General features: G+C 62.3%; 18 protein-coding genes, 1 tRNA gene and 1 pseudogene. 15 read left to right on the top strand and 5 right to left on the bottom strand.

The features are described from left to right. Window position 1: 1 nt before the first annotated feature. Complete coding sequence (locus tag NPS46_RS05145) at window positions 2-1,219, bottom strand: type II secretion system F family protein (RefSeq protein ID WP_274105329.1); 1,218 nt, start codon at window positions 1,217-1,219, stop codon at window positions 2-4. 2 nt (window positions 1,220-1,221) lie between these two features. Then, window positions 1,222-2,922, bottom strand: a complete 1,701-nt coding sequence (pilB, locus tag NPS46_RS05140; RefSeq protein WP_274105328.1) for a type IV-A pilus assembly ATPase PilB — start codon at window positions 2,920-2,922, stop codon at window positions 1,222-1,224. Between the two features lie 224 nt (window positions 2,923-3,146). Between pilB and NPS46_RS05135 the strand changes: the two genes are divergently transcribed. From NPS46_RS05135 to NPS46_RS05115, 5 genes are all read left to right on the top strand, one after another. After that, on the top strand, window positions 3,147-3,572 hold the full coding sequence (locus NPS46_RS05135) for a pilin (protein WP_274105327.1): 426 nt from the start codon (window positions 3,147-3,149) through the stop codon (window positions 3,570-3,572). 78 nt (window positions 3,573-3,650) lie between these two features. Further along, entirely contained in the window at window positions 3,651-5,069 is a 1,419-nt protein-coding gene (locus NPS46_RS05130; protein WP_274105326.1) for an O-antigen ligase family protein, read from the top strand. A 40-nt stretch (window positions 5,070-5,109) separates the two neighbouring features. Next, window positions 5,110-5,185, top strand: a tRNA-Thr gene (locus NPS46_RS05125). A gap of 514 nt (window positions 5,186-5,699) precedes the next feature. Beyond that, window positions 5,700-7,199 (top strand): DNA-3-methyladenine glycosylase 2, encoded by a 1,500-nt coding sequence (locus tag NPS46_RS05120; RefSeq protein ID WP_274105325.1) that lies wholly within the window; start codon window positions 5,700-5,702, stop codon window positions 7,197-7,199. Next, on the top strand, window positions 7,196-7,726 hold the full coding sequence (locus tag NPS46_RS05115) for a methylated-DNA--[protein]-cysteine S-methyltransferase (RefSeq protein WP_274105324.1): 531 nt from the start codon (window positions 7,196-7,198) through the stop codon (window positions 7,724-7,726). Before NPS46_RS05120 ends, NPS46_RS05115 begins: the two co-directional genes overlap by 4 nt. Here the strand turns inward: NPS46_RS05115 and nadC are convergent. Then, window positions 7,723-8,571, bottom strand: a complete 849-nt coding sequence (gene nadC, locus NPS46_RS05110) for a carboxylating nicotinate-nucleotide diphosphorylase (protein ID WP_274105323.1) — start codon at window positions 8,569-8,571, stop codon at window positions 7,723-7,725. The genes NPS46_RS05115 and nadC overlap by 4 nt on opposite strands. Window positions 8,572-8,876: 305 nt before the next feature. Here nadC and NPS46_RS05105 point away from each other — a divergent pair, with 305 nt between their 5' ends. From NPS46_RS05105 to NPS46_RS05085, 6 genes and pseudogenes are all read left to right on the top strand, one after another. Beyond that, a complete protein-coding gene (locus tag NPS46_RS05105) occupies window positions 8,877-11,072 on the top strand; it encodes a DUF1631 domain-containing protein (protein ID WP_274105322.1) in 2,196 nt (731 codons plus the stop codon). Window positions 11,073-11,176: 104 nt separating this feature from the next. Then, window positions 11,177-11,740 (top strand): 1,6-anhydro-N-acetylmuramyl-L-alanine amidase AmpD, encoded by a 564-nt coding sequence (gene ampD / locus NPS46_RS05100; RefSeq protein WP_274105321.1) that lies wholly within the window; start codon window positions 11,177-11,179, stop codon window positions 11,738-11,740. Continuing rightward, a complete protein-coding gene (gene ampE / locus NPS46_RS05095; protein ID WP_274105320.1) occupies window positions 11,737-12,573 on the top strand; it encodes a regulatory signaling modulator protein AmpE in 837 nt (278 codons plus the stop codon). The genes ampD and ampE overlap by 4 nt, the downstream gene beginning before the upstream one ends. Before the next feature lie 217 nt (window positions 12,574-12,790). After that, window positions 12,791-13,882, top strand: a pseudogene (locus tag NPS46_RS25265) (methyl-accepting chemotaxis protein); the annotation flags it as partial. Continuing rightward, window positions 13,859-14,788 carry a methyl-accepting chemotaxis protein gene (locus tag NPS46_RS25260; RefSeq protein ID WP_425312699.1) on the top strand — a complete coding sequence of 310 codons (930 nt, stop codon included), beginning with the start codon at window positions 13,859-13,861 and terminating at the stop codon, window positions 14,786-14,788. The pseudogene NPS46_RS25265 and the gene NPS46_RS25260, both read left to right, overlap by 24 nt. Window positions 14,789-14,978: 190 nt before the next feature. Further along, window positions 14,979-15,359 (top strand): hypothetical protein, encoded by a 381-nt coding sequence (locus NPS46_RS05085; protein WP_274105318.1) that lies wholly within the window; start codon window positions 14,979-14,981, stop codon window positions 15,357-15,359. Here the strand turns inward: NPS46_RS05085 and NPS46_RS05080 are convergent. Together NPS46_RS05080 and cra are read right to left on the bottom strand one after the other, a co-directional pair. Continuing rightward, window positions 15,349-16,140 (bottom strand): TatD family hydrolase, encoded by a 792-nt coding sequence (locus NPS46_RS05080; RefSeq protein ID WP_274105395.1) that lies wholly within the window; start codon window positions 16,138-16,140, stop codon window positions 15,349-15,351. The two genes, NPS46_RS05085 and NPS46_RS05080, sit on opposite strands and share 11 nt — an antisense overlap. A gap of 2 nt (window positions 16,141-16,142) precedes the next feature. Beyond that, the gene (gene cra / locus NPS46_RS05075; RefSeq protein ID WP_274105317.1) at window positions 16,143-17,138 is read right to left on the bottom strand and encodes a catabolite repressor/activator; all 996 of its coding nucleotides are present in this window, start codon (window positions 17,136-17,138) and stop codon (window positions 16,143-16,145) included. On the opposite strand from cra, the gene NPS46_RS05070 reads away from it, so the two are divergent. Genes NPS46_RS05070 through NPS46_RS05055 form a run of 4 tightly spaced genes read left to right on the top strand, consistent with a single transcriptional unit; the run spans window position 17,115 to window position 23,004 of the window. Next, window positions 17,115-17,387, top strand: coding sequence for a hypothetical protein (locus NPS46_RS05070; RefSeq protein ID WP_274105316.1), 273 nt, complete (start codon window positions 17,115-17,117; stop codon window positions 17,385-17,387). The genes cra and NPS46_RS05070 overlap by 24 nt on opposite strands. A 56-nt stretch (window positions 17,388-17,443) precedes the next feature. Further along, complete coding sequence (gene ptsP, locus NPS46_RS05065) at window positions 17,444-20,305, top strand: phosphoenolpyruvate--protein phosphotransferase (RefSeq protein ID WP_274105315.1); 2,862 nt, start codon at window positions 17,444-17,446, stop codon at window positions 20,303-20,305. After that, the gene (gene pfkB / locus NPS46_RS05060) at window positions 20,306-21,256 is read left to right on the top strand and encodes a 1-phosphofructokinase (RefSeq protein WP_274105314.1); all 951 of its coding nucleotides are present in this window, start codon (window positions 20,306-20,308) and stop codon (window positions 21,254-21,256) included. 2 nt (window positions 21,257-21,258) lie between these two features. After that, window positions 21,259-23,004: a PTS fructose-like transporter subunit IIB gene (locus NPS46_RS05055; RefSeq protein ID WP_274105313.1), complete on the top strand. Its 1,746-nt coding sequence runs from the start codon at window positions 21,259-21,261 to the stop codon at window positions 23,002-23,004. Window positions 23,005-23,014: the final 10 nt, after the last annotated feature.

Below are 23,014 nucleotides of genomic sequence, written 5' to 3'. Positions count from 1 at the left end.
TCTAAACCACTTGGCCAAGCTTGAAGATGGGGAGGTACATGGCGATCACCAGGCCGCCGACGATGACGCCGAGTACGGCCATGATCAAGGGCTCCATCAGGGTCGTCAGGGTGCTGACCAGGTTGTCGACCTCTTCCTCGTAGTAGGTCGCGACCTTGTCGAGCATATCGTCCAGGGCGCCGGATTCTTCACCGATGGCCGTCATTTGGATTGCCATGGTCGGGAAGACACCGGTGGTGCGCATGGAGAAGTTCAGCTGCATGCCGGTGGAAACATCCTGCTTGACGCGGTTCACGGCATTTCTGAAGACCACGTTGCCCGTGGCACCGGCCACCGAGTCGAGTGCTTCCACCAGCGGTACGCCTGCGGCAAAAGTGGTCGATAGTGTGCGGGCATAGCGCGCCACGGCGGACTTGTACAGCAGGCTGCCAATGATTGGTAGCTTCAGTAAGGTGCGATCGAGCCAGTCACGAAAACGGGCGGATTTCCTGTGCGCCTGCTTGAGGGCGTAGCCCGCGCCCACCATGGCGGCGAGCACGACCCACCACCACTCCTGCAGGATCTGAGACACAGCAATGACCAACAGGGTAAAGCCCGGAAGTTCGGCGCCGAAGTTGGCGAAAATCGCTTCGAACTGCGGGACCACCTTGATCAGAAGGATGGCCGTTACAATGATCGCCACGATGACTACCGCGATGGGATAGGTCATGGCTTTCTTGATCTTGGCCTTGAGCGCTTCGGTTTTTTCCTTGTAGGTCGCGACCCGGGCCAGCAGGCTCTCCAGGGCGCCGGCCTGCTCACCGGCATCCACCAGGTTGCAATACAGTTCGTCGAAATATTGCGGTTTGTTGCGTAAGGCCGAAGCGAAGCTGTTGCCGGCCGCGACCTCCTGTTTTACCTCGTCGACCAGCTTGCGCATATTGGGGTTGTCGAAGCCCTCGGCAATGATGTCAAAGGACTGCAACAGCGGTACGCCGGCCTTCATCATGGTCGCCATCTGCCGGGTGAACAGGGCGATATCCAACGGTTTGATACGTTTGCCGGAGTTGAACAGCGAGAGGCCTTTCTTGCGGACCTTGCCGGGGTTGATCCCCTGCTTGCGCAACTGGGCCTTGACCAGCGCCGGATTGTGGCCGCTCAGTTCGCCGGAAATCTTGGTGCCCTTGCGGTCGGTGCCTTCCCACGTATATGTGCTGATCTTTACCGGTTTGCTCGCCATATTCAGTCCTTGGTTACCCGGTTGACTTCCTCGAGGCTGGTCACACCCTGCATGACCTTGCTTAGCCCGGAGGTGCGCAAGTCATCGAAGCCGTCCTTGCGCATCTGCGTGGCGATGTCGATGGAGTTACCCTCGGCCATGATCAGGCGCTGTAGCTCAGGCGTGTTCTTGACCACCTCGTAAATCCCGATCCGGCCTTTGTAACCGTGGTTGCACAGCTCGCAACCCTGTGGTTCGTAGACGGTGAAAGTGCCGATACGCTGGGCCGGGAAGCCTTCCTTGAGGAGCGCCTCTTCGGGAATGGCGATTGCCTTCTTGCAGTGGTTGCACAGTTTGCGGGCCAGGCGCTGGGCGATGATCAGGTTGATCGAGGTGGCGATATTGAAGCCGGCCACGCCCATGTTGTGCAGGCGCACCAAGGTTTCCGCGGCGCTGTTGGTGTGCAGGGTGGAGAGCACCATATGGCCGGTTTGCGCGGCCTTGATCGCGATCTCGGCGGTTTCCAGGTCACGAATTTCGCCGACCATGATCACATCCGGATCCTGACGCAGGAACGAGCGCAATGCCTGGGCGAAATCCAGCCCCTGCTTTGGGTTGACGTTGACCTGGTTGATGCCTTCCATATTGATTTCCACCGGATCTTCCGCGGTGGAAATATTGATATCGACGGTATTGAGGATATTGATCCCGGTGTAGAGCGAGACGGTTTTCCCCGAGCCGGTCGGACCCGTCACCAGGATCATGCCCTGGGGTTGTTTGAGGGCCGCCAGGTACAGGGCTTTCTGTTCAGGCTCGTAACCCAGTGCATCGATGCCCATCTGTGCGCTGGACGGATCGAGGATCCGCATCACGATCTTCTCGCCCCACAGGGTGGGCAGGGTGTTGACCCGAAAGTCGATGGACTTGGTTTTCGAGATCCGCATCTTGATCCGCCCATCCTGGGGCTTGCGCCGCTCGGAGATATCCAGGCTGGCCATGACCTTGAGGCGAGCGGCAATACGGGGGCCCAGATGGGGCGGCGGCTTGGCGACTTCGCGCAGGATGCCGTCGGTGCGCAGACGGACCCGATAGACTTTTTCGTAGGGCTCGAAGTGCAAGTCGGACGAGCCGCCCTTGATTGCATCGAGCAGCATCTTGTTGACGAAACGCACCACGGGGGCATCGTCGGCATCCTGGCCGGCGATAGGGTCGTTGCGGCGGTCTTCACCGGACTCGATTTCCACGCCATCGAGGTCGACATCGCCCATGTCTTCCAGGCCAGTGGTCGTACTGTCGAAAAACTTGTCGATGGCGTCGCTGAGTTTATCGTCCTCGACCAGGATTGCTTCGGTGGTCAGGCCGGTGCTGAACTGGATGTCCTTGATGGCCTGGTGATTGGATGGATCGCTGATCCCGACAAACAGCTTGTTGCCCCGGCGCCAGAGCGGCAGCACTTGATGCTGGCGCATCAGTTTTTCGCTGATTAGGCCCTTGGGTTGGCTCTCCCTGTCGAGGTTGCTCAGATCGAGAAACGCCACACCAAAGTGTTCGGAAGCGATCTCTGCGACCTGGCGGCTTTTGACCAGTTTGTTCTGAACCAGATAGCTAACCAGGGAGACTCGGTTGCGTTGGGCTTGTTGATACGCCTGCTGAGCGCTTTTTTCAGTGAGCAGTTCGGCGAGCACCAATTGCTTGGCGAGGCCGGAGAGGGCGATATCATTCATTTGAGCACCAGACACAATCAGTTCGAGTCTTATAGCCTAGTCGGGCAGTGGTGCCAAATCGGCAAAAAGCGAGTGACAAAAAATGTCATGTTTTGTTGTTCTAGAGCAGTTGACTGTTGCATCGGCGTTGCTTTCAGGCTTGTGGCATTGAAGGATGAGGGTTGGCACGACCTGTGCTGAGACGGTATCAGGTCATAGGGCCTTCCCCCGTTTGGAGACAATATATGAAAGTTCAAAAAGGTTTTACCTTGATTGAGCTGATGATCGTGGTTGCGATCGTCGGTATTCTGGCTGCAGTGGCATTGCCGGCTTATCAGGACTACACAATCCGTGCGCAGGTTTCTGAAATGATGGCGCTGACGGATGGTGCCAAGGTTGCCGTTACTGAGTACTATCAAACCAAGGGCGCCTTCCCAACCAGTAACACCGATGCGGGCTATGCCGGGGCTGCTGGCAAATACACTGCCAGTGTCGCTATCGGTGGCAGTGGTGTTATTACTGCGACGGCAGGCAACAGTGCCAACACGGCATTGGGCAGCACGACCATCACGCTGACTCCGGCAGCAGATGCAACGACGAAAGTACTAGTGTGGACGTGCGGTGGTACGGTAGATGCCAAGTATCGTCCGAGCAGCTGCCGCGGTAGCTAGTTAGAAGCAGATAGTTGAATACAGCCCCCGCTTTTAGCGGGGGTTTTTCTTTGACTCTTCAACTGGCCAAGGCCACTTATGAAAATACCCGCCATCGCTGAAAGTCGGAGCTATTTCATTGTAAGTTTTTGCCTGCTGATTTTGTCTGTTGTCTCGACGTTTAGTGGGCATGATGCGCAGCGTATCGTTCAGGTTGTTATCGGCGTAATGGCCGTTTTTTATCTGTTGAAACACAGCTTTTCAGGCGCGGCTGCAGCGTATTTTGATACCGGGACGCGCGTTGTTTTTTCTTTGGTTTTTGTGCTTGGACTGTTCTCTTGTCTAGCGGCCAGACAACCAGTGTGGGCAATGGTTGAGCTAGCTCTGGCCGTGACGAGCTGCGCCATTGGGTTGTTTTTTTTCCAGAGTCGAATCCGGGGCGGTGATTCGATGGATAGATTGTTGGTTGTTTTTGTTTGTCTGCTTTGCAGCATTAAAAGTGTGCAGTTTCTGGCCAGCGTTTTGAGTGCCTTTTCAAGCGGTGAGGCGATCGCCGATACGGACCTGTTGCTTGAAGGGTTTTCCAATAAGCGTTTTTATGGCCAGTTTCAGACGCTTACTCTCCCGTTATTAGTCTTTCCGTTACTTATTTTTCCTATAAGGAAGGCCATCAAGATCGGTGCTTTCACCCTGCTTGCTAGTTGGTGGTTTCTTGTCGTCTCTGGTGGTACCCGCGGCAGTTGGCTGGGAATGATGGTCGCGGCGAGCGTACTGTTTTTTCTGGGCGCTTCTGGACGGCGCTGGGTGCGTTGGCAACTGATGACGGCTTTGGTTGGAGTCTTGTCGTTCTGGCTGTTGTTCGGTGTCGTCGCGGATTATCTGGGGTTACGGATTCTGAACTTTGCCGGCGACCGTCTGAACAGTTCCCTATCGTTGCGCGAAATCATCTGGCAGCAGGCCTGGGACATGATCCGCGAGCGCCCCTGGCTGGGCTTCGGGCCGATGCATTTCGCCGATATCGCCAACCCTATTGCCGCCCACCCGCACCAGGCGGTACTGCAATGGGCCAGTGAGTGGGGGGGGCCGTCGGCGCTGTGCGTGGCCTGGCTGGTGCTGCGGGGGCTGTTCGCGACGATACGTCTGATCCGCGAAAAGGCCGACTCCCAAGAGCCGGCCGATTTGCTGCGCCTGTGTCTGTTTGCCAGTCTGGTCGGCGCCCTGACCCAATCCATGGTCGATGGCGTGATCGTGATGCCGTACTCGCAGCTATGGCTGGCGCTGGTGGTGGGCTGGCTGCTGGGGTTGCATCGTTGGAGCTCCGAGCCGGCGGCGGTGGGTTCGGCGTTGCGCTGGAGTGGCCGCTTTGTCAGCGTGGCGGCGGTGGCGCTACTGGTGTGGGTGGTACTCCGCGATGTGCCCCATCTGCAGGAGCGCAATGAACAATACGCCCGGGATTTTGGCGGGCACTTCCAGCCACGCTTCTGGGCCCAGGGCGTTATTGCCCAGAAACACCCCTGACTTGTGACCTCTGGGCACCGATGCTAGCGTTAACGTCGACGCCGGTGTAGCTCAGTCGGTAGAGCAGCGCACTCGTAACGCGAAGGTCGTAGGTTCGATTCCTATCTCCGGCACCAGTCGATCGATTTATGCAGTGCCAAGGTGTGTCATGGGGCCCGAAGAAACCCGCCGGGCACTGTTGTTTGATGCGTTGCCTCCCCGATCGCGGGCAACAAATGTGGCTTGGGGATACGAGCGAGCCGCGGCCTTTGTCGGGGCAAGCCAGAATGGCCTGACTCGAAGCCGCGCTGGCCAGTGTTAGTCTGATCCGGCAATCGTTGAGTCCCCATGCATCGGGAACATCACCCCATCGAGTTAACAGCCAGCGCCGCACAAAGGGCTTCGTCTGAAAGCCGTGGTTGATCGCAATCTCTCGTGGGATGAGTGCCAGAAGCTGTATCAAGCGATCACGGCAGAGTAATGCCATCGTTCTGATCACTCGCAAGCGAAGCGCTTAGGCTGGCCGCCCGGCGTTTCTCGACTTCGAGGGGGGGCGGCACAACTTAGGCCCCCGCTTTCGGGTGTTTAGCGGGCATATTGATGTCCGAAAATGGCGAGTAGTGGTGCCTTGGCCGATGCTAGTCTTGGCCCATGAACAGCCCTGAACCGATTCATTTTCCGGCCATCGATATTTGCGAGAAAGCGCGGCTCAGTCGTGATGCGCGCTTTGACGGGATCTTCTTTACTGCCGTGCTGAGCACCGGTATTTACTGCCGGCCGGTCTGTCCGGCCCGCCCGCCGAAAGCCGCGAATGTCGTGTACTACCCCAGTGCGGCGGCTGCCGAAGGCGCGGGGTTTCGCCCCTGCCTGCGTTGCCGTCCGGAGCTGGCACCGGGCAATCGCATCGGGTGTTCGGGGGGGGAGCAACGGGTCGCGCGCGGCTTGCGGCTGATTGACGAAGGTTTTCTGGCCGAGCATTCATTGCAGGACCTGGCGACACGCCTGGATATCGGTGCCCGGCAGTTGCGTCGTTTGTTTGTCGAGCACTTGGGTGCGCCGCCGATGGCCGTGCATGCCACGCGCCGGTTGCTGTTCGCCAAGCAACTGCTGACCGAGACGGCATTGCCGATTACCGAGGTGGCATTGGCGGCGGGTTTTCAAAGTCTGCGGCGGTTCAATGCGGCGTTTGCCCAGGCCAACCATGCCCCGCCCCGTGAACTTCGTCGTCGACCCCTGAACCATGGCGGCACCGCTTTGGTGCTGCGCCTGGGGTATCGACCGCCCTACGACTTCGAAGGCCTCCTAGGTTTTTTACGTGATCGGGCCTTGCCGGGGGTCGAGTTCGTGGAAAGCCATAGCTATCAGCGGGTCTTCAACCTGGAGGGGACACCGGGCTGGCTGCGGGTCAGCCGTTGGCCGGGCGCGACGGACAGCCTGCGGCTGGAGTTGCAGGGGGTGGCCGCGCAACATCTGTTGGGCCTGGTCGCGCGGGTTCGGCGGATGTTTGACCTCGATGCCCAGCCCCAGGCAATCGCTATTGCCTTGGGAGCTTCGCCGGTGCTTGCACCGCTGGTCGAGCGCTACCCGGGCCTGCGACTGCCGGGCGGCTGGGACGGGTTCGAAATCGCCGTGCGTGCGGTGCTGGGTCAGCAGGTCAGTGTGGCGGCAGCGCGAACCCTGGCCTCGCGGCTGGTGCAGCGCTACGGCCAGGCGCTGCCGGTGCCGTATGGCGACGGCTTGGCGCGACTGTTTCCCAGCCCCGAACACCTGCTGGAGGCCGATCTGATAGCCGTGGGCATCACCCGCGCGCGGGCCGCGACGATTCAGGGCATTGCCCGTGCCTTGCTCGATGGACGCCTCGAACTGGGGGGCGAGCAACGGCTGGAGGCGTTTGTCGAAAGCTGGGTGGCCTTGCCGGGGATCGGTGCCTGGACGGCGCATTACATGGCCATGCGAGTCTTGAACCACCCGGATGCCTTTCCCGCCGCCGATCTGGTGTTGCGGCGTGTGGCCGCGGGTGCGCACGAGCCCCTGACGCCCCGGGCCCTGGAACATTTGGCGGAGCATTGGCGACCCTGGCGCGCTTATGCGGTGATGTACCTTTGGCGCGCCGCCAGCGCGATGGTTACTCAACGGAAAACTCGCACATGAATACTGAGCCGATTTACTACGCACAAATGTCTTCGCCGGTCGGGTTGCTGGTGCTGACCGGTGACCACAATGGCCTGCGCGAGGTGCGCTTCGAGCAGGAACACCGCTCGCGGATGCTGCTGGAGCTGTGCTGTCACGGGCCGCAGCATCTGATTGAGCCCATGCGCCAGTTGGAGGAGTACTTCGCCGGCACGCGGCAGTCTTTTGACCTCAAGCTCAACCTGATCGGGACCGCCTTCCAGCTGGACGTTTGGCATGCCCTCGCCGAAATTCCCTACGGCGTTACCACCAGCTATGCGCGGGTGTCCCAGCGGATCGAGCGCCCACGGGCCAACCGGGCAGTCGGGGCGGCCAACGGGCTCAACCCCATCCCGATCATCCTGCCGTGTCATCGGGTGATTGGTAGCAATGGCAGTTTGACCGGTTTTGGTGGCGGCCTGCCCGCCAAGCAATGGTTGCTGGCCCACGAGGCGCGCCACCAGCGGGGCGGGGCGCGTACCGGGTCTGCGGCTGCGGGCTGGGTTTAGAGGCTCAGGCGCATGGACAGATCGACGGCCTTGACGTCCTTGGTCATGGCGCCGATGGAGATGTAGTCGACGCCGGTTTCGGCAATCGGCAGCAGGGTGTCGGCATTGATCCCGCCGCTGGCTTCGAGCTTGGCGCGTCCGGCGGTGAGGCGCACGGCCTCGCGCATGTCAGCGAGGCTCAGTTCGTCGAGCATGATGATATCGGCGCCGGCCTCCAGGGCTTGGGTCAGTTCGCCGAGGCTTTCCACTTCGACTTCCACCGGCTTGCCTGGGGCAATGCGATGGGCTGCCGCGACTGCCTGGGCGATACCGCCGCAGGCCGCGATATGGTTTTCCTTGATCAGGAAGGCGTCATAAAGGCCGATGCGGTGGTTATGACAGCCGCCGCAGGTGACCGCGTACTTCTGTGCCAGGCGCAGGCCGGGCAGGGTCTTTCGGGTGTCGAGCAGTTTGACCTGGGTGCTGGCCACGTGATCGGCGAAGGACTGGGCCCGGGTCGCGACGCCGGACAGCAATTGCAGGAAGTTCAAGGCGCTGCGTTCGCCGCTGAGCAGGGAGCGGGCTGGGCCTTCGAGATGAAAAAGGGGCTGGTTGGGGCTGACCCGCTCGCCATCGCGGACCTGCCAGTGCACCGCGACACGCGGATCGAGTTGGCGGAACACCGTATCGACCCAGGCGGTGCCGCAGACCACGGCTTGATCCCGGGTAATGATGGTGGCTTTGGCCAGGCGTTCGGCGGGGATCAATTGCGCGGTGATATCGCCATTGCCGAGGTCTTCGTGCAAGGCGCGACGCACATTGGCTTCGATTTCGGCGGTGAGGTCGGCGAGGCGTAGATTCGGCATAACGGGCTCCACAAACAAAGTGGCCTGATTATAGGGGGTGGCGGGGGGCGAACGCCAAACCGTCGGCAGCTCGGCGCCCGGGCTTTTCGACAGTTTTTTTCACGGAAATGCATTGTCTGCTGGCGCAGAGCCAGTACTTTGCCAGATAATCCGCCTAGTATTTGACGTCATGACTTTGACGTAGCCCTGCCTTTCCCCTGCGAACCGCCCATTCCAGAGCCTTCAAGGCCGGGAAAGGGTCGCGCGCGGTGGCTGATGCGCGGCGCTGACATGGACTGGAAACAACAGCCACGGCGGAGGCCTGGATGCAAAACGACGGGAAAGTGGTGCCCTTGCACGAAGGGATCGCCGAGCAGGCGATTCCTTCGCCGCTCGCCCGTTTTCCCGTGGTGCTGCTGCAGGTCCGCGACAAGGCCGCCTTGCAGCTCAAGCAGGCTCTGCAGGCGTTGTTCGACAATGCCGACGACACCCTGTTCGAGATGGCCGACCGGGCCCTGAACAATGTCGACCAGCACACCTTTTTCGAAGCCATGCGCGACCTGCGCCTTAAGCGCAAAAGCATCGAGCGCGGCTTTCTCGAAACCTTCTACGAAGCCTTTGCCAACCTGGGCCAGTCTCCGCGCGTTGAACCTGCCCTGGGCGGCGGTTTCAGCTTCGAGAAACTGGCCTTGGTGTCCAACGATGAGTTGGAGCGCACCGTGGCACTGGACGCCATGGTTGCCAAGGTGCTGAGCCGCGATGGCCTGGCGCTGAGCCAGTTGACGGCCCGTCTCGACGCGCTGGTCAGCCGCCACCTTGACGACGAGCACAATCCGCTGGGGCCGGCGATGCTCTGCGACTACTTTATGCAGGCCGGGCGCAACCTGGGGGTGGAGATCAAGGTCAAACTGATCATCCTCAAGCTGTTCGAGAAATATGTGCTCAGTGATGCCGACCAATTGTATGCCGAGGCCAATCAGCTACTGATCGCCACCGGCGTTCTGCCCGAACTCAAGGCGGCGCCAGCGGGGCCTGCCCGCTACCGCACCAGTCGCAGCGCGGATGCGGGCACAGCGCAAAGTCCGCCGAGCGCCGAGGCGCCCGCTGACGAGAACGTGCAGCAAGTGTTCGCGGCACTGCAAAGCCTGCTGCTGCATGTGCGCGGCAGCCTGGCGCCACGCCTGGAAGCGCGCGCTGAAACCCAGCCGATCTCGACCCGCGACCTGTTGCGCCTGCTCTCGCATTTGCAGCAGTACGTGCCCGAGCCGACGACCCAGGATGATTTCGATCTGCGCGGGCAGCTCGAACAACTGCTGACCCGGGTCAGCGTCAAAAGCGGCAAATCCCGGGTTGTCGGCGTGGCCGATGAGGATGTGATCAACCTGATTGCGATGCTGTTCGAGTTCATGCTCGACGACCGCAACCTGCCCGACTCGCTCAAGCTGCTGATTGGGCGCTTGCAGATTCCCATGCTCAAGGTCGCGGTGCTGGACAAGAGCTTCTTCAGCCGCGGCAACCACCCGGCGCGGCGTCTGCTCAATGAAATCGCCTCGGCGGCGCTCGGTTGGGGTTCGCGTGATGATAATCAGCGCGACAGCCTGTACATCCGTATCGAGCAGGTGGTGCAGCGCCTGCTCAATGATTTTGACGACGACCCGGCGATTTTTGGCGAGTTGCTGGCGGACTTCCTGGCGTTTACCACCAGTGAGCGTCGACGCAGCGAACTGCTGGAACAGCGCATTCGTGATGCCGAGGACGGCCGGGCCCGGACCGAGCTGGCGCGCCAGGCGGTGCAACGCCAATTGAACTTGCGCCTGCTGGGTAAAACCCTGCCCCAGGTGGTGGTGCGCCTGCTCGAGGAAGCGTGGAGCAAGGTCCTGTTGTTGATTTGCCTGAAGCATGGCGAGGACTCGCCGCAATGGCTGGCTGGCCTGCGGACCATGGATGAACTGATCTGGAGCGTCGAGCCGCACCTTGAGCAACAGGCTCGTGAGCGTTTGCTGGCATTGCTGCCCGAGTTGCTCAAGGCGTTGCGCGAGGGGTTACTCAGTTCGGCATTTGATCCCTTTGCCACCAGCGAGTTTTTCAGTCAGTTGGAGAGCCTGCATCTGCAGGTTTTCCAGCGTTTCAGTGCGTTGCCTGCCGCAGAGTCGCCGGTGATGGTCCAGCTGCACGAGGCCATTGTCCTGGCGGCGCCAGAGCCGCCGCCGGTCGTGCCGGCGCCGCTCGCCAAAGATGATGCCGGCTGGGTCCTGGCCAACCAGTTGCGCCTGGGGCAGTGGATCGAGATTGATGAGGACCCGGACAATCGGTTGCGCTGCAAACTGGCGGCAATTATCGAGCCGCAGGACCGCTGTGTATTCGTCAATCGCCGCGGCATGAAGGTGCTGGACCGCTCCAGGGCCGAGCTGGCGCTGGAGTTGGGCAGGGGAACGGCGCGGCTGATCGACGACACGCTGCTGTTTGATCGCGCCCTGGCCTCGGTGATCGGCAACCTGCGCCGCCTCGACGACGGCCAGTGATAGGCGCGAGTGGCTAGGGGCGGGATTTCTTTGCCGTGCGGATCGCTTCCTGGCGCTCTATCACGGCATACTGGCGGCTAATGTCACGCGCTGGAGGAGCCTTTATGCAGTTGGATCGTCTCACGGGCTGGTGCCAGGGGATTCGTCATTGTCCCTCGCCCAACTGCAATGAGCGTCCCGCGGGTGAGATTTCGCTGCTGGTGATCCACAACATCAGCCTGCCTCCGGCCCAGTTCGCGACCGGCAAGGTGCAAGAGTTCTTCCAGAATCGCCTGGATGTCACGCAACACCCCTACTTTGAAACCATCGCAGACTTACGAGTATCCGCGCATTTTCTGATCGAGCGCGACGGTGTCCTGACCCAGTTTGTCTCCTGCCTGGCGCGGGCCTGGCATGCCGGAGTCTCGTGCTTCGAGGGGCGCGAGGGTTGCAATGATTTTTCACTGGGGATCGAGCTGGAGGGCACTGACGAACTGCCGTTCACCGATGCCCAATACGCCACGCTGATTGCGTTGACTCACCAACTACAGGCCGCTTATCCGGCCATTACGGCACAGCGGATTTGCGGACACAGTGATATTGCCCCGGGGCGCAAGACCGATCCCGGGCCGTGCTTTGACTGGCCGCGTTACCGCGCAGCACTTGAGGGTAGGGAGGTAGGGCAATGAGTTTTCTGGTGTTGTTACTAGCCGTCTGGATCGAAAAATTCTCGGCCCTGCGCCAGCGCCTGCAACGCGACGGCGCCTGGTTGGGCGAACTCGCGCGATTGGAGTCCAGCTCGCGGCTGGCCTCTCGTCCCTGGTTGCTGCTGAGCATGTTGGTGGTACTGCCGGTGGCCGTGCTGGGCTTGCTGCTCTGGGCGATCGAGCCTCTGGCTTATGGCTTGTTGGCTTTTCCCCTCCATCTGCTGGTGCTGATCTACAGCCTTGGCCGAGGTGACCTGCTGGCGGCCCTCGGGCCATTTCGCGATGCCTGGCGGCGGGATGACCAGCAGGCAGCAGTGCATGTGGCCGAACGCGACCTGGGGCTCAGCGCCGATGAGCCCGGGCAGTTGCTGGAGCGGGTCCAGGGTTATCTACTGTGGCAGGCCTACCAAAGCTTCTTTGCGGTGATTTTCTGGTATTTCCTGCTGGGGCCGGTGGCGGCCCTGGCGTATCGCCTGCTGGCACTGTGCGTCGAGCATGGGCGCAATCCGGCCCTGGTGGAGCGCGCAGCGCAGATGCGGCATGCCTTCGACTGGTTGCCGGTGCGTTTGCTGGCAGCCAGCTTTGCCCTGGTCGGTAACTTTGTTGCGGTCAGTCGGGTGATGCTGCACGAGTTGCTCAGTTGGGACATCAGTGCCGCGCAACTGGTGGAAAAGGTCGGCCGGGTCGCCGGCGAACTGCCTGCTCCGGCGCCGGGCGCCGAAGGGGTTGCCAGCCTGGACAGCCTCTGGGAACTGCTGCTGCGCGCCGCGTTGCTGTGGTACGCCGGCTTCGCCCTGTGGACCCTGCTGCTCTGACCGATCGGTCGGAATTCCACCCGGAGGGTCGCCCTGGCCCTCCGCCTTTCGTCACCGTATTTACGGTTAACCTTTAGTTACAAACCATCCTGCCGATTTGAGTTATACACATAGCAGCACGCAATAATGGCTTTGTGCCTTGTTCGCGATCGCCCATAAAAATAATAGGAAAGGGAGTGTTCTTGTGAAGAGCTTGCTCTATCCCGCCGTCGCGCTAATGAATCGTCTGAGCTTCGGGATGAAGTTCAGTCTGATCAGTTTTCTGTTCTTCGTGCCCATGCTGGTGACCAATTTCTACCTGGTACGCGATGCCTATCGCGAGTTCCAGGGGACCCAGGTCGAGCTGCAGAGCCTTGAGCTGCTTGGCGCCAGCCTGAAGCTGCGGCGGGACCTGGAAACCCTGAACAACCAGGTGCAGATCAACGCCACGCTTGGCCAGTCAGGCAAGGCCGGGGATATCGAAAGCCGGATCAGGACTCTGGAAGACAGCGTGCTTGAGCGCTTGCAGGCGCTGCAGGCGATGACCAGCGATCCCGAGCAGGTGGCGGTGTTCGAGGCCAAGCGCGATGAAATGATTGCCGCGTTCAAGGCCCAGCAAGCCGAGAAGTCCCTGCAAAGCAAAAGCGGGCAGATCGAAAAGCTGCTGAACAATGCGCAGATTTTCAGCAAGATCATTGCCAGTCAGTCGGGCCTGAGCCGCGACAGCCAGAGCGACCTGCGCCAACTGAGCGAGCTGATCACCAGCGTCACGCCGCAAGTCACCCAGACCCTGGGCGAAGGTCGGGCGATGGGTGCCTATTCACTGGGCATGGGGTTTCTCAACTCGTCGGCGAGCACGCGCTTCGATGAGTTGTTGCAGCAGATCGAGCGGCTCCAGGCCGAGTACGGACTGAAGTTGCAGGATGCCCTGAGCGCCAGCAAGGCCGCCCGGGCCACGCTCGATGGCAGCGCCGCCGCCAGCCTGGCCAGCCTCAAGCAGGCCAGCGAGCTGTTCGAAGAACAGGTGGTGATGGCCGATACGCTGGAAGCGCCCTGGTTGACGTTTTATGACCAGGTCAGCGCGCTGATGGCCAAGACCTACGAACTCAATGACGCGACCCTGAGTTTTTTCGATCAGGAATTGCAGCAGCGCCTCAAGCAAAACCGCCTGCACATGGTGTTGCTGGTGGTGGCGCTGGCCGTGGTGTTCCTGTCCATCGTCTATCTCTATGGCGGTTTCTACGCTTCGACCCGCACCACCCTCAAGCGCCTGGGCGCGATGATGGACAAGGTGGCGGCGGGGGACATGACCGTCACCTTCAAGGCCCACAGCCGTGATGAGCTGGGTGAACTGGGTGATGTATTCAACGGCACCGTGGCGAAGATCCATGATCTGATCGAGCTGGTCGGCAAGACCGTGATCGAAGTCGAGCGCCAGGCCAGCCAGGTCGAGTCGGTTTCAGCCAGCAGCAACCTTGCGGTGGCCGGCCAGCGCAATCAGATCGAGCTGGTGGCCACGGCCATGAACCAGATGTCGGCGACCGCCCAGGAAGTGGCACGCAGCGCAGCGGCGGCGGTTAGCAGCGCCCATAGCGTCAATGATGAAACGGTCAGTGGCCGCAGCCTGGTGGAGTCCCAGCAAGGCAGCATCGCGCGCCTGGCCAGTGAGATCGACCAGTCGGTGGTGGTGATCAATCAACTGGCCATTGATAGCCAGTCTATCAGCCGGGTGCTGGAGGTGATCAAGAGCATCGCCGAGCAGACCAATCTACTGGCGCTCAACGCCGCGATCGAAGCGGCACGTGCTGGTGAGCAAGGGCGCGGGTTTGCAGTGGTGGCCGACGAGGTCCGTACCCTGGCCAAGCGCACCCAGCAGTCGACCGAAGAAATCGAGCAAATGATCAGCAAGTTGCATGGCGGTGTGGGTGCGGCGGTCAAGGCCATGGGCAGCAGTCATGAAATGGCGAGTGGCACGGTGGGGCAGTCGGAAAAGGTCCAGCAAGCGCTGGAAAATATCCTCGGCGCAGTGGGCATGATTGTCGATCAGAACCAGCAGATTGCGGCGGCGGTCGAGCAGCAGACCGCGGTGGCCCACGACATCGACCAGAACATCGTCGAGATCAATCGTGCCGGTGAACGCACCGCCGAAGGTGCGCACCAGACCGAAGATGCCAGCCGGCAATTGTCGCTGCAGGTGGTGCAGCTCAAGCAGTTGATCAGTGCATTTCGCGTCTAGGCGTTGGTCACTGCGAGCGCGCTGGTACGGCACGCTCGCAATGGTCTGCGTTAAAATAATATGAATTACTTTACCTCTGGGCTTCCTCCCTGGTTTCCTGTTCCCTTTTGTGTCAGATTTTTCTTCCGCTCTTGAAGAAGTCTTGAGCCCGTCGGCCGTCCTCGACACCGCGTTAAGAGAAAACCAGGTTATGAACGCTTCTCCCCCGGGCATTCGCAGTGAGTGTCCGAACTGCCGTGTCCCTCTGCAATTACAGCCCTGGCAGCTCAATGCCCTGGTCATCGACGAGCCCTTTGCCTGCCAGCAGTGCCAGGCCGCGCTACGCCTTGAGGGCCTGGGGCAACTCAGGCGTCTGCGCCGTCTGGGGACTTTAAGCCTGATACACGCGGCGGCACTGGTATTGGCGGTCGCGACGCTGCTGATTGGGGGGGTCGTGGAGAAAATGGGACTGATCAGCCAGGGCGGGCAATGGGCGATATCCCTGGGGGCACTGCTGGGGTATGGCGGGGTATGGATGTATGCCTGGCGTGAACGACGTCAGGTCGTGAGGTTGCAGGCGGTCAGGCGCTAGCCAGGGGCCAGTTGAATAGCGCGCAGGCATTGGCCGTGCTTGCCTGGGCCAAGGCTTCGGGGCTGATTGCCAGCAGCTCGGCCAGGGCTGCGCAGATGGCCGGTAGATGCTCGGGGCTATTGCGTTGTTGGGCGAACATGGCGGGCGCCATGTCTGGTGAGTCGGTTTCCAGGACGATGCTGTCCAGTGGCAGGCGGGCGATGACCTGGCGCAGGCGCAAGGCCTGGGGCCAGGTACCGGCACCGCCAAGACCGAGCTTGAAGCCCAGCTTGAGGTATTCACGCGCCTCCTCCCAACTGCCCGCGAATGCATGGACGATACCGCCACGGGGCAGGCGGTGGCGTTTCAGGCTGGCGATCACGGCGGCATGGCTGCGGCGCACATGGAGCAGGGCGGGCAGCTGGAAGTCCTTGGCCAGTTGCAACTGGGCCTCGAACAGATCCTGCTGGCGCTGGCGATCGAGGCCGGGCAAAAAGTAATCCAGGCCGATCTCGCCCACCGCACATAACTGGCGGTGGCCGGCCAGGCGACTGAGCCAGTCGCCCAGTTCCGTCAGATCGCCAGCAGAGTGCTGATCCAGATACACCGGATGCAGGCCAAAGGCGGCGTACAGCTGTGGATCGCTCTGGACCAGCGCCCACAAACGCTGCCAATGGCGCTGATAGACCCCCAATACCACCATTCGCCCGACGCCCTGTTGTCGACTGCGCGCGAGTACTTGCGCGCGGTCGGCCTCGAAGTCGGGAAAATCCAGGTGGGTATGGCTGTCGATCAGTTCCACGCTCATGCCTCGCGAATGCGCTGCTTGAACGTGCGCGCAACCGCATGCACGCCCGGGCTGTAGAGCTGCTGCTCGACGGCGGCGAGAGCCAGTTGCAGGGCCTGTTCGGCGATCAACCCATGTTGCTGGGCCATGGCATTGACGGGCAGCGGCAGGAAGTCCAGCAGTTGGGTGTCGCCGAAGGTGCCCAGGCGCAGCGCCGGTTGCCGGTCCGGCTGCTCGATCAACGCATCGAACACCCCTTGCAGCAGTACGTAGGACGTTGTGACCAGGGCATCGGGCAGATGGCCCAGGCGTGCCAGCAGGCGCTCCATGGACTGACGCCCGCCATCACGGCTGAAGGCCTCGCTGGTTTCGATCAGGACCTGGCCGTCGAAGCCTTCGAGTGCCTGCTGGAAACCGGCGGCGCGTTCCTGGCTGATGCTCAGTTCCGCCCGGGCGCCAATCAGGGCGATATGCCGGGGTTTGAGGTGGAGCACGCTGCGGGTCAGTTGCAGGCTGGCCTCGCGGTCGTCGCTGACCACCGAGCAGAACTGCTCGCTGTCCATGACCCGGTCGATAGCAATGATCGGCACGCCGAGCTCCTGCAACTGCCGGTAGCTGTCATCCGAGCCGGGTAAGCAACTGGCGACGAACAGGGCGTCGCAGCGCCGCGCGCGGAACAATTGCAGCAGTTGCCGCTCGCTGTCCGGCGCATCGTCGGAACTGGCGACCAGCAATTGATAGCCGCGGGCACGGGCGCCTTGTTCCAGCAGTTTGGCGATGCGGGCGTAGCTGGGGTTTTCCAGGTCCGGGAGAATAAACCCCAGGGTCCGTGTGCGCCGGCTGCGCAGTCCGGCGGCCTGAGGGTTGGGCGTAAAGCCATATTCCTCGACCACGCTGCGCACGCGTTCCACCGTCGCGCGGCTGATGCGCTGTTGTTCGGCCTTGCCATTGATGACGTAGCTGGCGGTGGTGACGGACACTCCAGCCAATTGGGCGATATCACTGAGTTTCAAGCCGGGAATTCCTTCTTTATTGTCGCTATTGTCGGCATTGTGACCAATCGTACCCGATATCGGCAGGCGACCATCGTCTGTCTGGAGGACAGGCGCCTGGTACTTTCGGCGACAGCGAGTGCTTCAACCACGAGCAATTATCGAGTAACGTGCTGCGCACTCAAGATTAAACGTTTCAGCTTGCTTGTTTTAGGGGAATATCCGCTGATCGAAGCAGGCCTGGAAGTGGCGTGCAACGATCCGGCCTAAGCTGATTCATTCAAAACAATACCTGGCGCCCCGGCGGGGCCGAAAAGGAGAAAGGCATGCTCGAGCTCACCGTAGAGCAGATATCCATGGGCCAGGTGGCTGTGGATAAGTCTGCGGCCCTGCAACTGCTGGCCGACCGGCTGGTGGCTGACGGCCTGGTAGCTGAAGGCTATCTGGCCGGCCTGCAAGCTCGCGAGGCCCAGGGCTCGACCTTTCTTGGCCAGGGCATCGCCATTCCCCATGGCACGCCGCAGACCCGCGACCAGGTGTTCACGACCGGCGTCCATCTGCTGCAGTTTCCCGAGGGGGTCGACTGGGGCGATGGCCAGATTGTCTACCTGGCCATCGGCATCGCCGCCAAGTCCGATGAACATCTGCATCTGCTGCAACTGCTGACCCGGGCCCTGGGGGAAACCGACCTGGGCCAGGCGCTGCGTCGCGCCGGTTCGCCCGAAGCCTTGCTGAAACTGTTGCAGGGCGCGCCCCAGGAACTGGCACTGGATGCACAGATGATCGGCTTGGGCGTGCCCGCCGAGGATTTCGAGGAACTGGTCTGGCGCGGCGCGCGCCTGTTGCGCCAGGCCGATTGCGTCAGCAATGGTTTTGCCGCGGTGTTGCAACAGGTTGAGGCGCTGCCTCTGGGGGATGGGCTCTGGTGGCTGCACAGCGAGCAGACGGTCAAGCGCCCGGGCCTGGCTTTTGTCACCCCGGACCGGCCGATTCGCTACCTCGGCCAGCCGCTTAGTGGGCTGTTTTGCCTAGCCAGCCTGGGCGAGGCGCACCAGGCGCTGTTGGAGCGGCTGTGCGCACTGTTGATCGAGGGCCGTGGCCATGAACTGGGGCGCGCCACCAGTAGCCGCGCGGTGCTTGAAGTGCTGGGGGGCGACGTTCCGGCCGACTGGCCCAGCGCCCGTATCACCCTGGCCAATGCCCATGGCCTGCATGCACGCCCGGCCAAGATACTGGCCCAACTGGCCAAGGGTTTTGACGGCGATATCCGTGTGCGTTTGCTCGATTCGCCCACCAGCGCCGTCTCGGCCAAGAGCTTGAGCAAGCTGCTGAGCCTGGGCGTACGGCGTGGCCAGGTGCTGGAGTTCCTGGCCGAGCCGAGCATTGCGGACCAGGCCTTGCCGGCACTGGTCACGGCCGTGGAACAGGGCCTGGGCGAAGAGGTCGAGCCGGTGCCCGAAGCGTCGGTAGCCGTGGCCGATACCGAAAGCGATGAAGCCCCCCTGAGTGCGCCGGCGGCGGGCAGCCAGTTGCAGGCGATTGCCGCTGCGCCGGGGATCGCCATCGGCCCTGCACATCTGCAGGTACTCCAGGTTTTCGACTATCCGCTGCGCGGGGTGTCGGCGGCTATCGAACGCCAGCGCCTGCACCAGGCGCTGGCCGAGGTCCGCGCGGCGCTCGAAGGGTTGGTCCAGCGCAGCCAGGCCAAGGCGATTCGCGAGATTTTCATCACCCATCAGGAAATGCTCGACGACCCCGAGCTGAGCGACGAGGTGGAGACGCGCCTCAAGCAGGGCGAAAGCGCCGAGGCCGCGTGGACCAGCGTGATCGACCATGCCGCCCGGCAGCAGGAGTCGCTGCACGATGCGCTGTTGGCCGAGCGGGCTGCTGACCTACGCGATATCGGGCGGCGGGTGCTGGCCCATCTGTGTGGTCACCAGACCCCGGACGAGCCGGACGAACCCTATGTGCTGGTGATGGACGAAGTCGGCCCCTCCGATGTGGCGCGGCTCGATCCGGCACGGGTCGCCGGGATCCTGACCGCCCGGGGTGGCGCGACCGCTCACAGCGCGATTATCGCCCGGGCCCTGGGGATTCCGGCGCTGGTCGGGGCCGGGGCTTCGGTATTGTTGCTGGCCCCGGGTACGCCATTGCTGCTCGACAGCCAGCGAGGTCGGCTGCATGTGCACCCCGATGCCCAGACCCTCGAACGGGCACGGGCCGAGCGTGACAGCCGGGCGCAGCGCCTGAGTGAGGCGGCCGCCCGCCGCCATGAGCCGGCGGTGACTCGCGACGGCCATGGTGTCGAGGTTTTTGCCAACCTGGGCGAAAGCGCCGGGGTCGGCGCCGCCGTCGAACAGGGCGCCGAAGGTATCGGTCTGCTGCGCACCGAACTGATTTTCATGGCCCATCCGCAGGTCCCCGACGAAGCCACTCAGGAAGCTGAGTACCGCCGTGTGCTCACCGGCCTGGCCGGGCGGCCGCTGGTGGTACGTACCCTGGATGTGGGCGGTGATAAACCTCTGCCTTATTGGCCGATTGCCAAAGAGGAAAACCCCTTTCTCGGCGTGCGCGGTATCCGCCTGACTCTGCAGCGACCGAAGGTGATGGAGAGCCAGTTGCGTGCGCTATTGCGGGCCGCTGACAACCGACCGCTGCGGATCATGTTCCCCATGGTCGGCAGCGTTGCCGAGTGGCGCCAGGCCCGGGCAATGACCGAACGCTTGCGCGAGGAAATCCCGGTGGCCGATCTGCAATTGGGGATCATGGTCGAGGTGCCTTCGGCGGCGCTGCTGGCGCCGGTGTTGGCCAAGGAAGTCGATTTTTTCAGTGTCGGCACCAATGATCTGACGCAGTACACCCTGGCCATCGACCGTGGCCATCCGACGTTGTCGGCGCAGGCGGATGGCCTGCATCCGGCGGTGCTGCAACTGATTGATATCACCGTGCGTGCCGCCCATGCCGAGGGTAAATGGGTGGGCGTATGCGGCGAGTTGGCGGCTGACCCGCTGGCGGTGCCGGTACTGGTGGGCCTGGGGGTCGATGAATTGAGTGTGGCGGCGCGCAGCATCGGTGAGGTCAAGGCGCGGGTCCGCGAATTAACGCTTGAGCAGGCCCGAGACGTGGCGCAGCAAGCCCTGGCGGTGGGCAGCGCCGATGAAGTGCGGGCATTGGTGGAGGCTCTTTAAATGGCGCGGATTCTAACGATCACCCTTAACCCGGCCCTGGACCTGACGGTGCAGATGGCGCGCCTGGAACCGGGCCAGGTCAATCGCAGCGAAGGGCTGCTCAGTCATGCCGCAGGCAAGGGCCTGAATGTGGCACAAGTGCTGGCGGACCTGGGGCATCAGTTGGTTGTCGCGGGCTTTCTCGGCCAGGACAACCCCCAGCCCTTCGAGGCGTTGATCCGCCAGCGCGGTTTTGTCGACGGCTTTATCCGGGTCCCGGGTGAAACCCGCAGCAACATCAAACTGGCTGAAGCCGATGGGCGGATCACCGATATCAACGGCCCGGGCCCCTGGGTTGACGACGCGGCCCAGCAGGCCTTGCTGGACAGTCTTGAACAACTGGCCGGTGGTTGCGCGGTGGCGGTGGTGGCAGGGAGCCTGCCGCAGGGTATTCGCCCCGAGTGGTTGCAAACCTTGCTGCTAAGGCTCAAGGGCCTGGGCCTCAAGGTTGCCCTCGATACCAGTGGTGCGGCGTTGCGTGCCGGGCTGGTGGCAGGACCCTGGCTGGTCAAGCCCAACGATGAGGAGCTGGCAGATGTCTATGGCCAGCCGGTCGAATCTCTGGCGGCGCGGCGAGCAGCGGCCAACTGGCTGCAGGGCCAGGGGGTCGAGCATGTGGTGATTTCCCGGGGGGCGGCCGGGGTCAACTGGTTCGGCCCGAACGCGGCCTGGCAGGCGGTGCCGCCCAAGGTGGCGGTGCTCAGTACGGTGGGGGCGGGCGACTCGCTGCTGGCCGGCATGCTCCATGGGCTGCTGAGCGGGCACACGCCGGAACTGACCCTGGGCCGTGCGACGGCCATTGCGGCCATGGCGGTGACCCAGATTGGCTTCGGCGTGGCCGATCCGCTGCAGTTGGCTGAGCTTGCGCGCGGTGTTCAGGTCCGCGCCCTGACCGAAGAACAAGAGGGATAAACATGAATGTAGCCATTGTTACCGCCTGTCCGAATGGCAAGGTCACCAGCGTGCTCTGTGCCCGGCTGCTGGAGGCGGCGGCCCAGCGCCAGGGCTGGAGCACCAGCGTTGAAGTCCAGGATGTGCAGCACCCCGAACGCCAGCTGTCCGCGGCGACCCTGGCCGCTGCCGAATGGGTGCTGCTGGTCAGCAGCGTGCCGGTGGACATGGCGCGCTTTGTCGGCAAACGGGTCTTTCGCAGTACCCCGGCCGAGGCATTGCAGGATGTCGAGGCGATATTGCAGCGCGGTGCGCTGGAGGCCGAGTTGTACTGCGCCGTGGATGTCCCCGAGGCGCCCGCAGCACCGGCCGCCGAGGCCCGGGCTCCGCGCCTGGTGGCCGTAACGGCGTGTCCGACCGGCGTGGCCCATACCTTTATGGCCGCCGAGGCGTTGCAACAGGCGGCCAAGCGCCTGGGCTACGGGTTGCAGGTGGAAACCCAGGGCTCGGTGGGCGCGCGCAATCCACTCAGTGCGCAGGCCATTGCCGAAGCCGATGTGGTGCTGTTGGCGGCGGATATCGAGGTGCCCAGCGAGCGGTTTGCCGGCAAGAAAATCTACCGTTGTGGCACTGGTATCGCCCTCAAGCAGGCCGAAGCGACCCTGAACAAGGCACTGGCCGAAGCTCAACTGGAAACCCCGGCCAGTGGTTCGACGGTGGCGCCGAAGACGGAAAAGACCGGGGTCTACAAACATCTGCTGACCGGCGTGTCGTTTATGTTGCCGATGGTGGTGGCGGGCGGTCTGATGATCGCGCTGTCGTTTGTCTTCGGCATTACTGCTTATGAAGAGAAGGGCACGTTGGCGGCGGCGCTGATGCAGATCGGCGGCGACACGGCATTCAAACTGATGGTGCCCTTGCTTGCCGGCTATATCGCCTACTCCATCGCCGACCGGCCGGGCCTGGCGCCGGGGATGATTGGTGGGCTGCTGGCAAGCACGCTGGGCGCGGGCTTTATCGGTGGGATTATCGCCGGTTTTATTGCGGGCTACAGTGCCCGCTTGATCAGCCGCTATGCGCGGCTGCCAAGCAGCCTGGAAGCACTCAAGCCGATCCTGATCATCCCGTTGGTCGCCAGTCTGTTTACCGGGTTGTTGATGATTTATGTGGTCGGCCCACCGGTGGCGACGCTGCTGATCGGCCTGTCGCAGTTCCTCGACAGCATGGGCACCACCAACGCGATTTTGCTGGGCATTTTGTTGGGTGCGATGATGTGCGTCGACCTCGGTGGACCGATCAACAAGGCGGCCTATGCGTTTTCGGTGGGGATGGTCGCGACCCACAGCCTGGGCCCGATGGCCGCGACCATGGCGGCGGGGATGGTGCCGCCCATCGGTTTGGCTATCGCAACCTTTATTGCCCGGCGCAAATTTGCCCAGAGCGAGCGTGAGGCGGGAAAGGCGGCTTTTGTGCTGGGGTTGTGTTTTATCTCCGAAGGGGCGATTCCCTTTGCTGCCAAGGATCCGTTGCGGGTCATCCCGGCCTGTGTGGCCGGTGGTGCACTGACGGGAGCGCTGTCGATGTACTTCGGCTGCAAACTGATGGCGCCCCATGGCGGGTTGTTTGTGCTGCTGATCCCCAACGCAATGAACCACGCGCTGCTGTATCTGCTGGCGATTGTGGCGGGGAGCCTGGTGACGGCGGTGACCTATGCGCTGCTCAAACGCCCGGAGGCGGCGGAGCTGCTCTTGGAGCCGGCCAAGGCTTGAAGACAAGGGC

Source organism: Pseudomonas putida, from assembly GCF_028682395.1.
Lineage (GTDB): Bacteria > Pseudomonadota > Gammaproteobacteria > Pseudomonadales > Pseudomonadaceae > Aquipseudomonas > Aquipseudomonas putida_AB.
This window is presented reverse-complemented; position numbering and strand designations above follow the sequence as displayed.

Excerpts from the sequence above, each read along its gene's own strand:
- NPS46_RS05120 (WP_274105325.1), top strand. The coding sequence starts at position 5,700 with ATGAACAGCCCTGAACCGATTCATTTTCCGGCCATCGATATTTGCGAG.
- NPS46_RS05115 (WP_274105324.1), top strand. The coding sequence starts at position 7,196 with ATGAATACTGAGCCGATTTACTACGCACAAATGTCTTCGCCGGTCGGG.
- pfkB (WP_274105314.1), top strand. The coding sequence starts at position 20,306 with ATGGCGCGGATTCTAACGATCACCCTTAACCCGGCCCTGGACCTGACG.
- ptsP (WP_274105315.1), top strand. The coding sequence starts at position 17,444 with ATGCTCGAGCTCACCGTAGAGCAGATATCCATGGGCCAGGTGGCTGTG.
- pilB (WP_274105328.1), bottom strand. The coding sequence starts at position 2,922 with ATGAATGATATCGCCCTCTCCGGCCTCGCCAAGCAATTGGTGCTCGCC.
- NPS46_RS05085 (WP_274105318.1), top strand. The coding sequence starts at position 14,979 with ATGAACGCTTCTCCCCCGGGCATTCGCAGTGAGTGTCCGAACTGCCGT.
- nadC (WP_274105323.1), bottom strand. The coding sequence starts at position 8,571 with ATGCCGAATCTACGCCTCGCCGACCTCACCGCCGAAATCGAAGCCAAT.
- NPS46_RS05145 (WP_274105329.1), bottom strand. The coding sequence starts at position 1,219 with ATGGCGAGCAAACCGGTAAAGATCAGCACATATACGTGGGAAGGCACC.
- NPS46_RS05130 (WP_274105326.1), top strand. The coding sequence starts at position 3,651 with ATGAAAATACCCGCCATCGCTGAAAGTCGGAGCTATTTCATTGTAAGT.
- ampD (WP_274105321.1), top strand. The coding sequence starts at position 11,177 with ATGCAGTTGGATCGTCTCACGGGCTGGTGCCAGGGGATTCGTCATTGT.
- ampE (WP_274105320.1), top strand. The coding sequence starts at position 11,737 with ATGAGTTTTCTGGTGTTGTTACTAGCCGTCTGGATCGAAAAATTCTCG.
- NPS46_RS05135 (WP_274105327.1), top strand. The coding sequence starts at position 3,147 with ATGAAAGTTCAAAAAGGTTTTACCTTGATTGAGCTGATGATCGTGGTT.
- NPS46_RS25260 (WP_425312699.1), top strand. The coding sequence starts at position 13,859 with ATGACCGTCACCTTCAAGGCCCACAGCCGTGATGAGCTGGGTGAACTG.
- NPS46_RS05105 (WP_274105322.1), top strand. The coding sequence starts at position 8,877 with ATGCAAAACGACGGGAAAGTGGTGCCCTTGCACGAAGGGATCGCCGAG.
- NPS46_RS05055 (WP_274105313.1), top strand. The coding sequence starts at position 21,259 with ATGAATGTAGCCATTGTTACCGCCTGTCCGAATGGCAAGGTCACCAGC.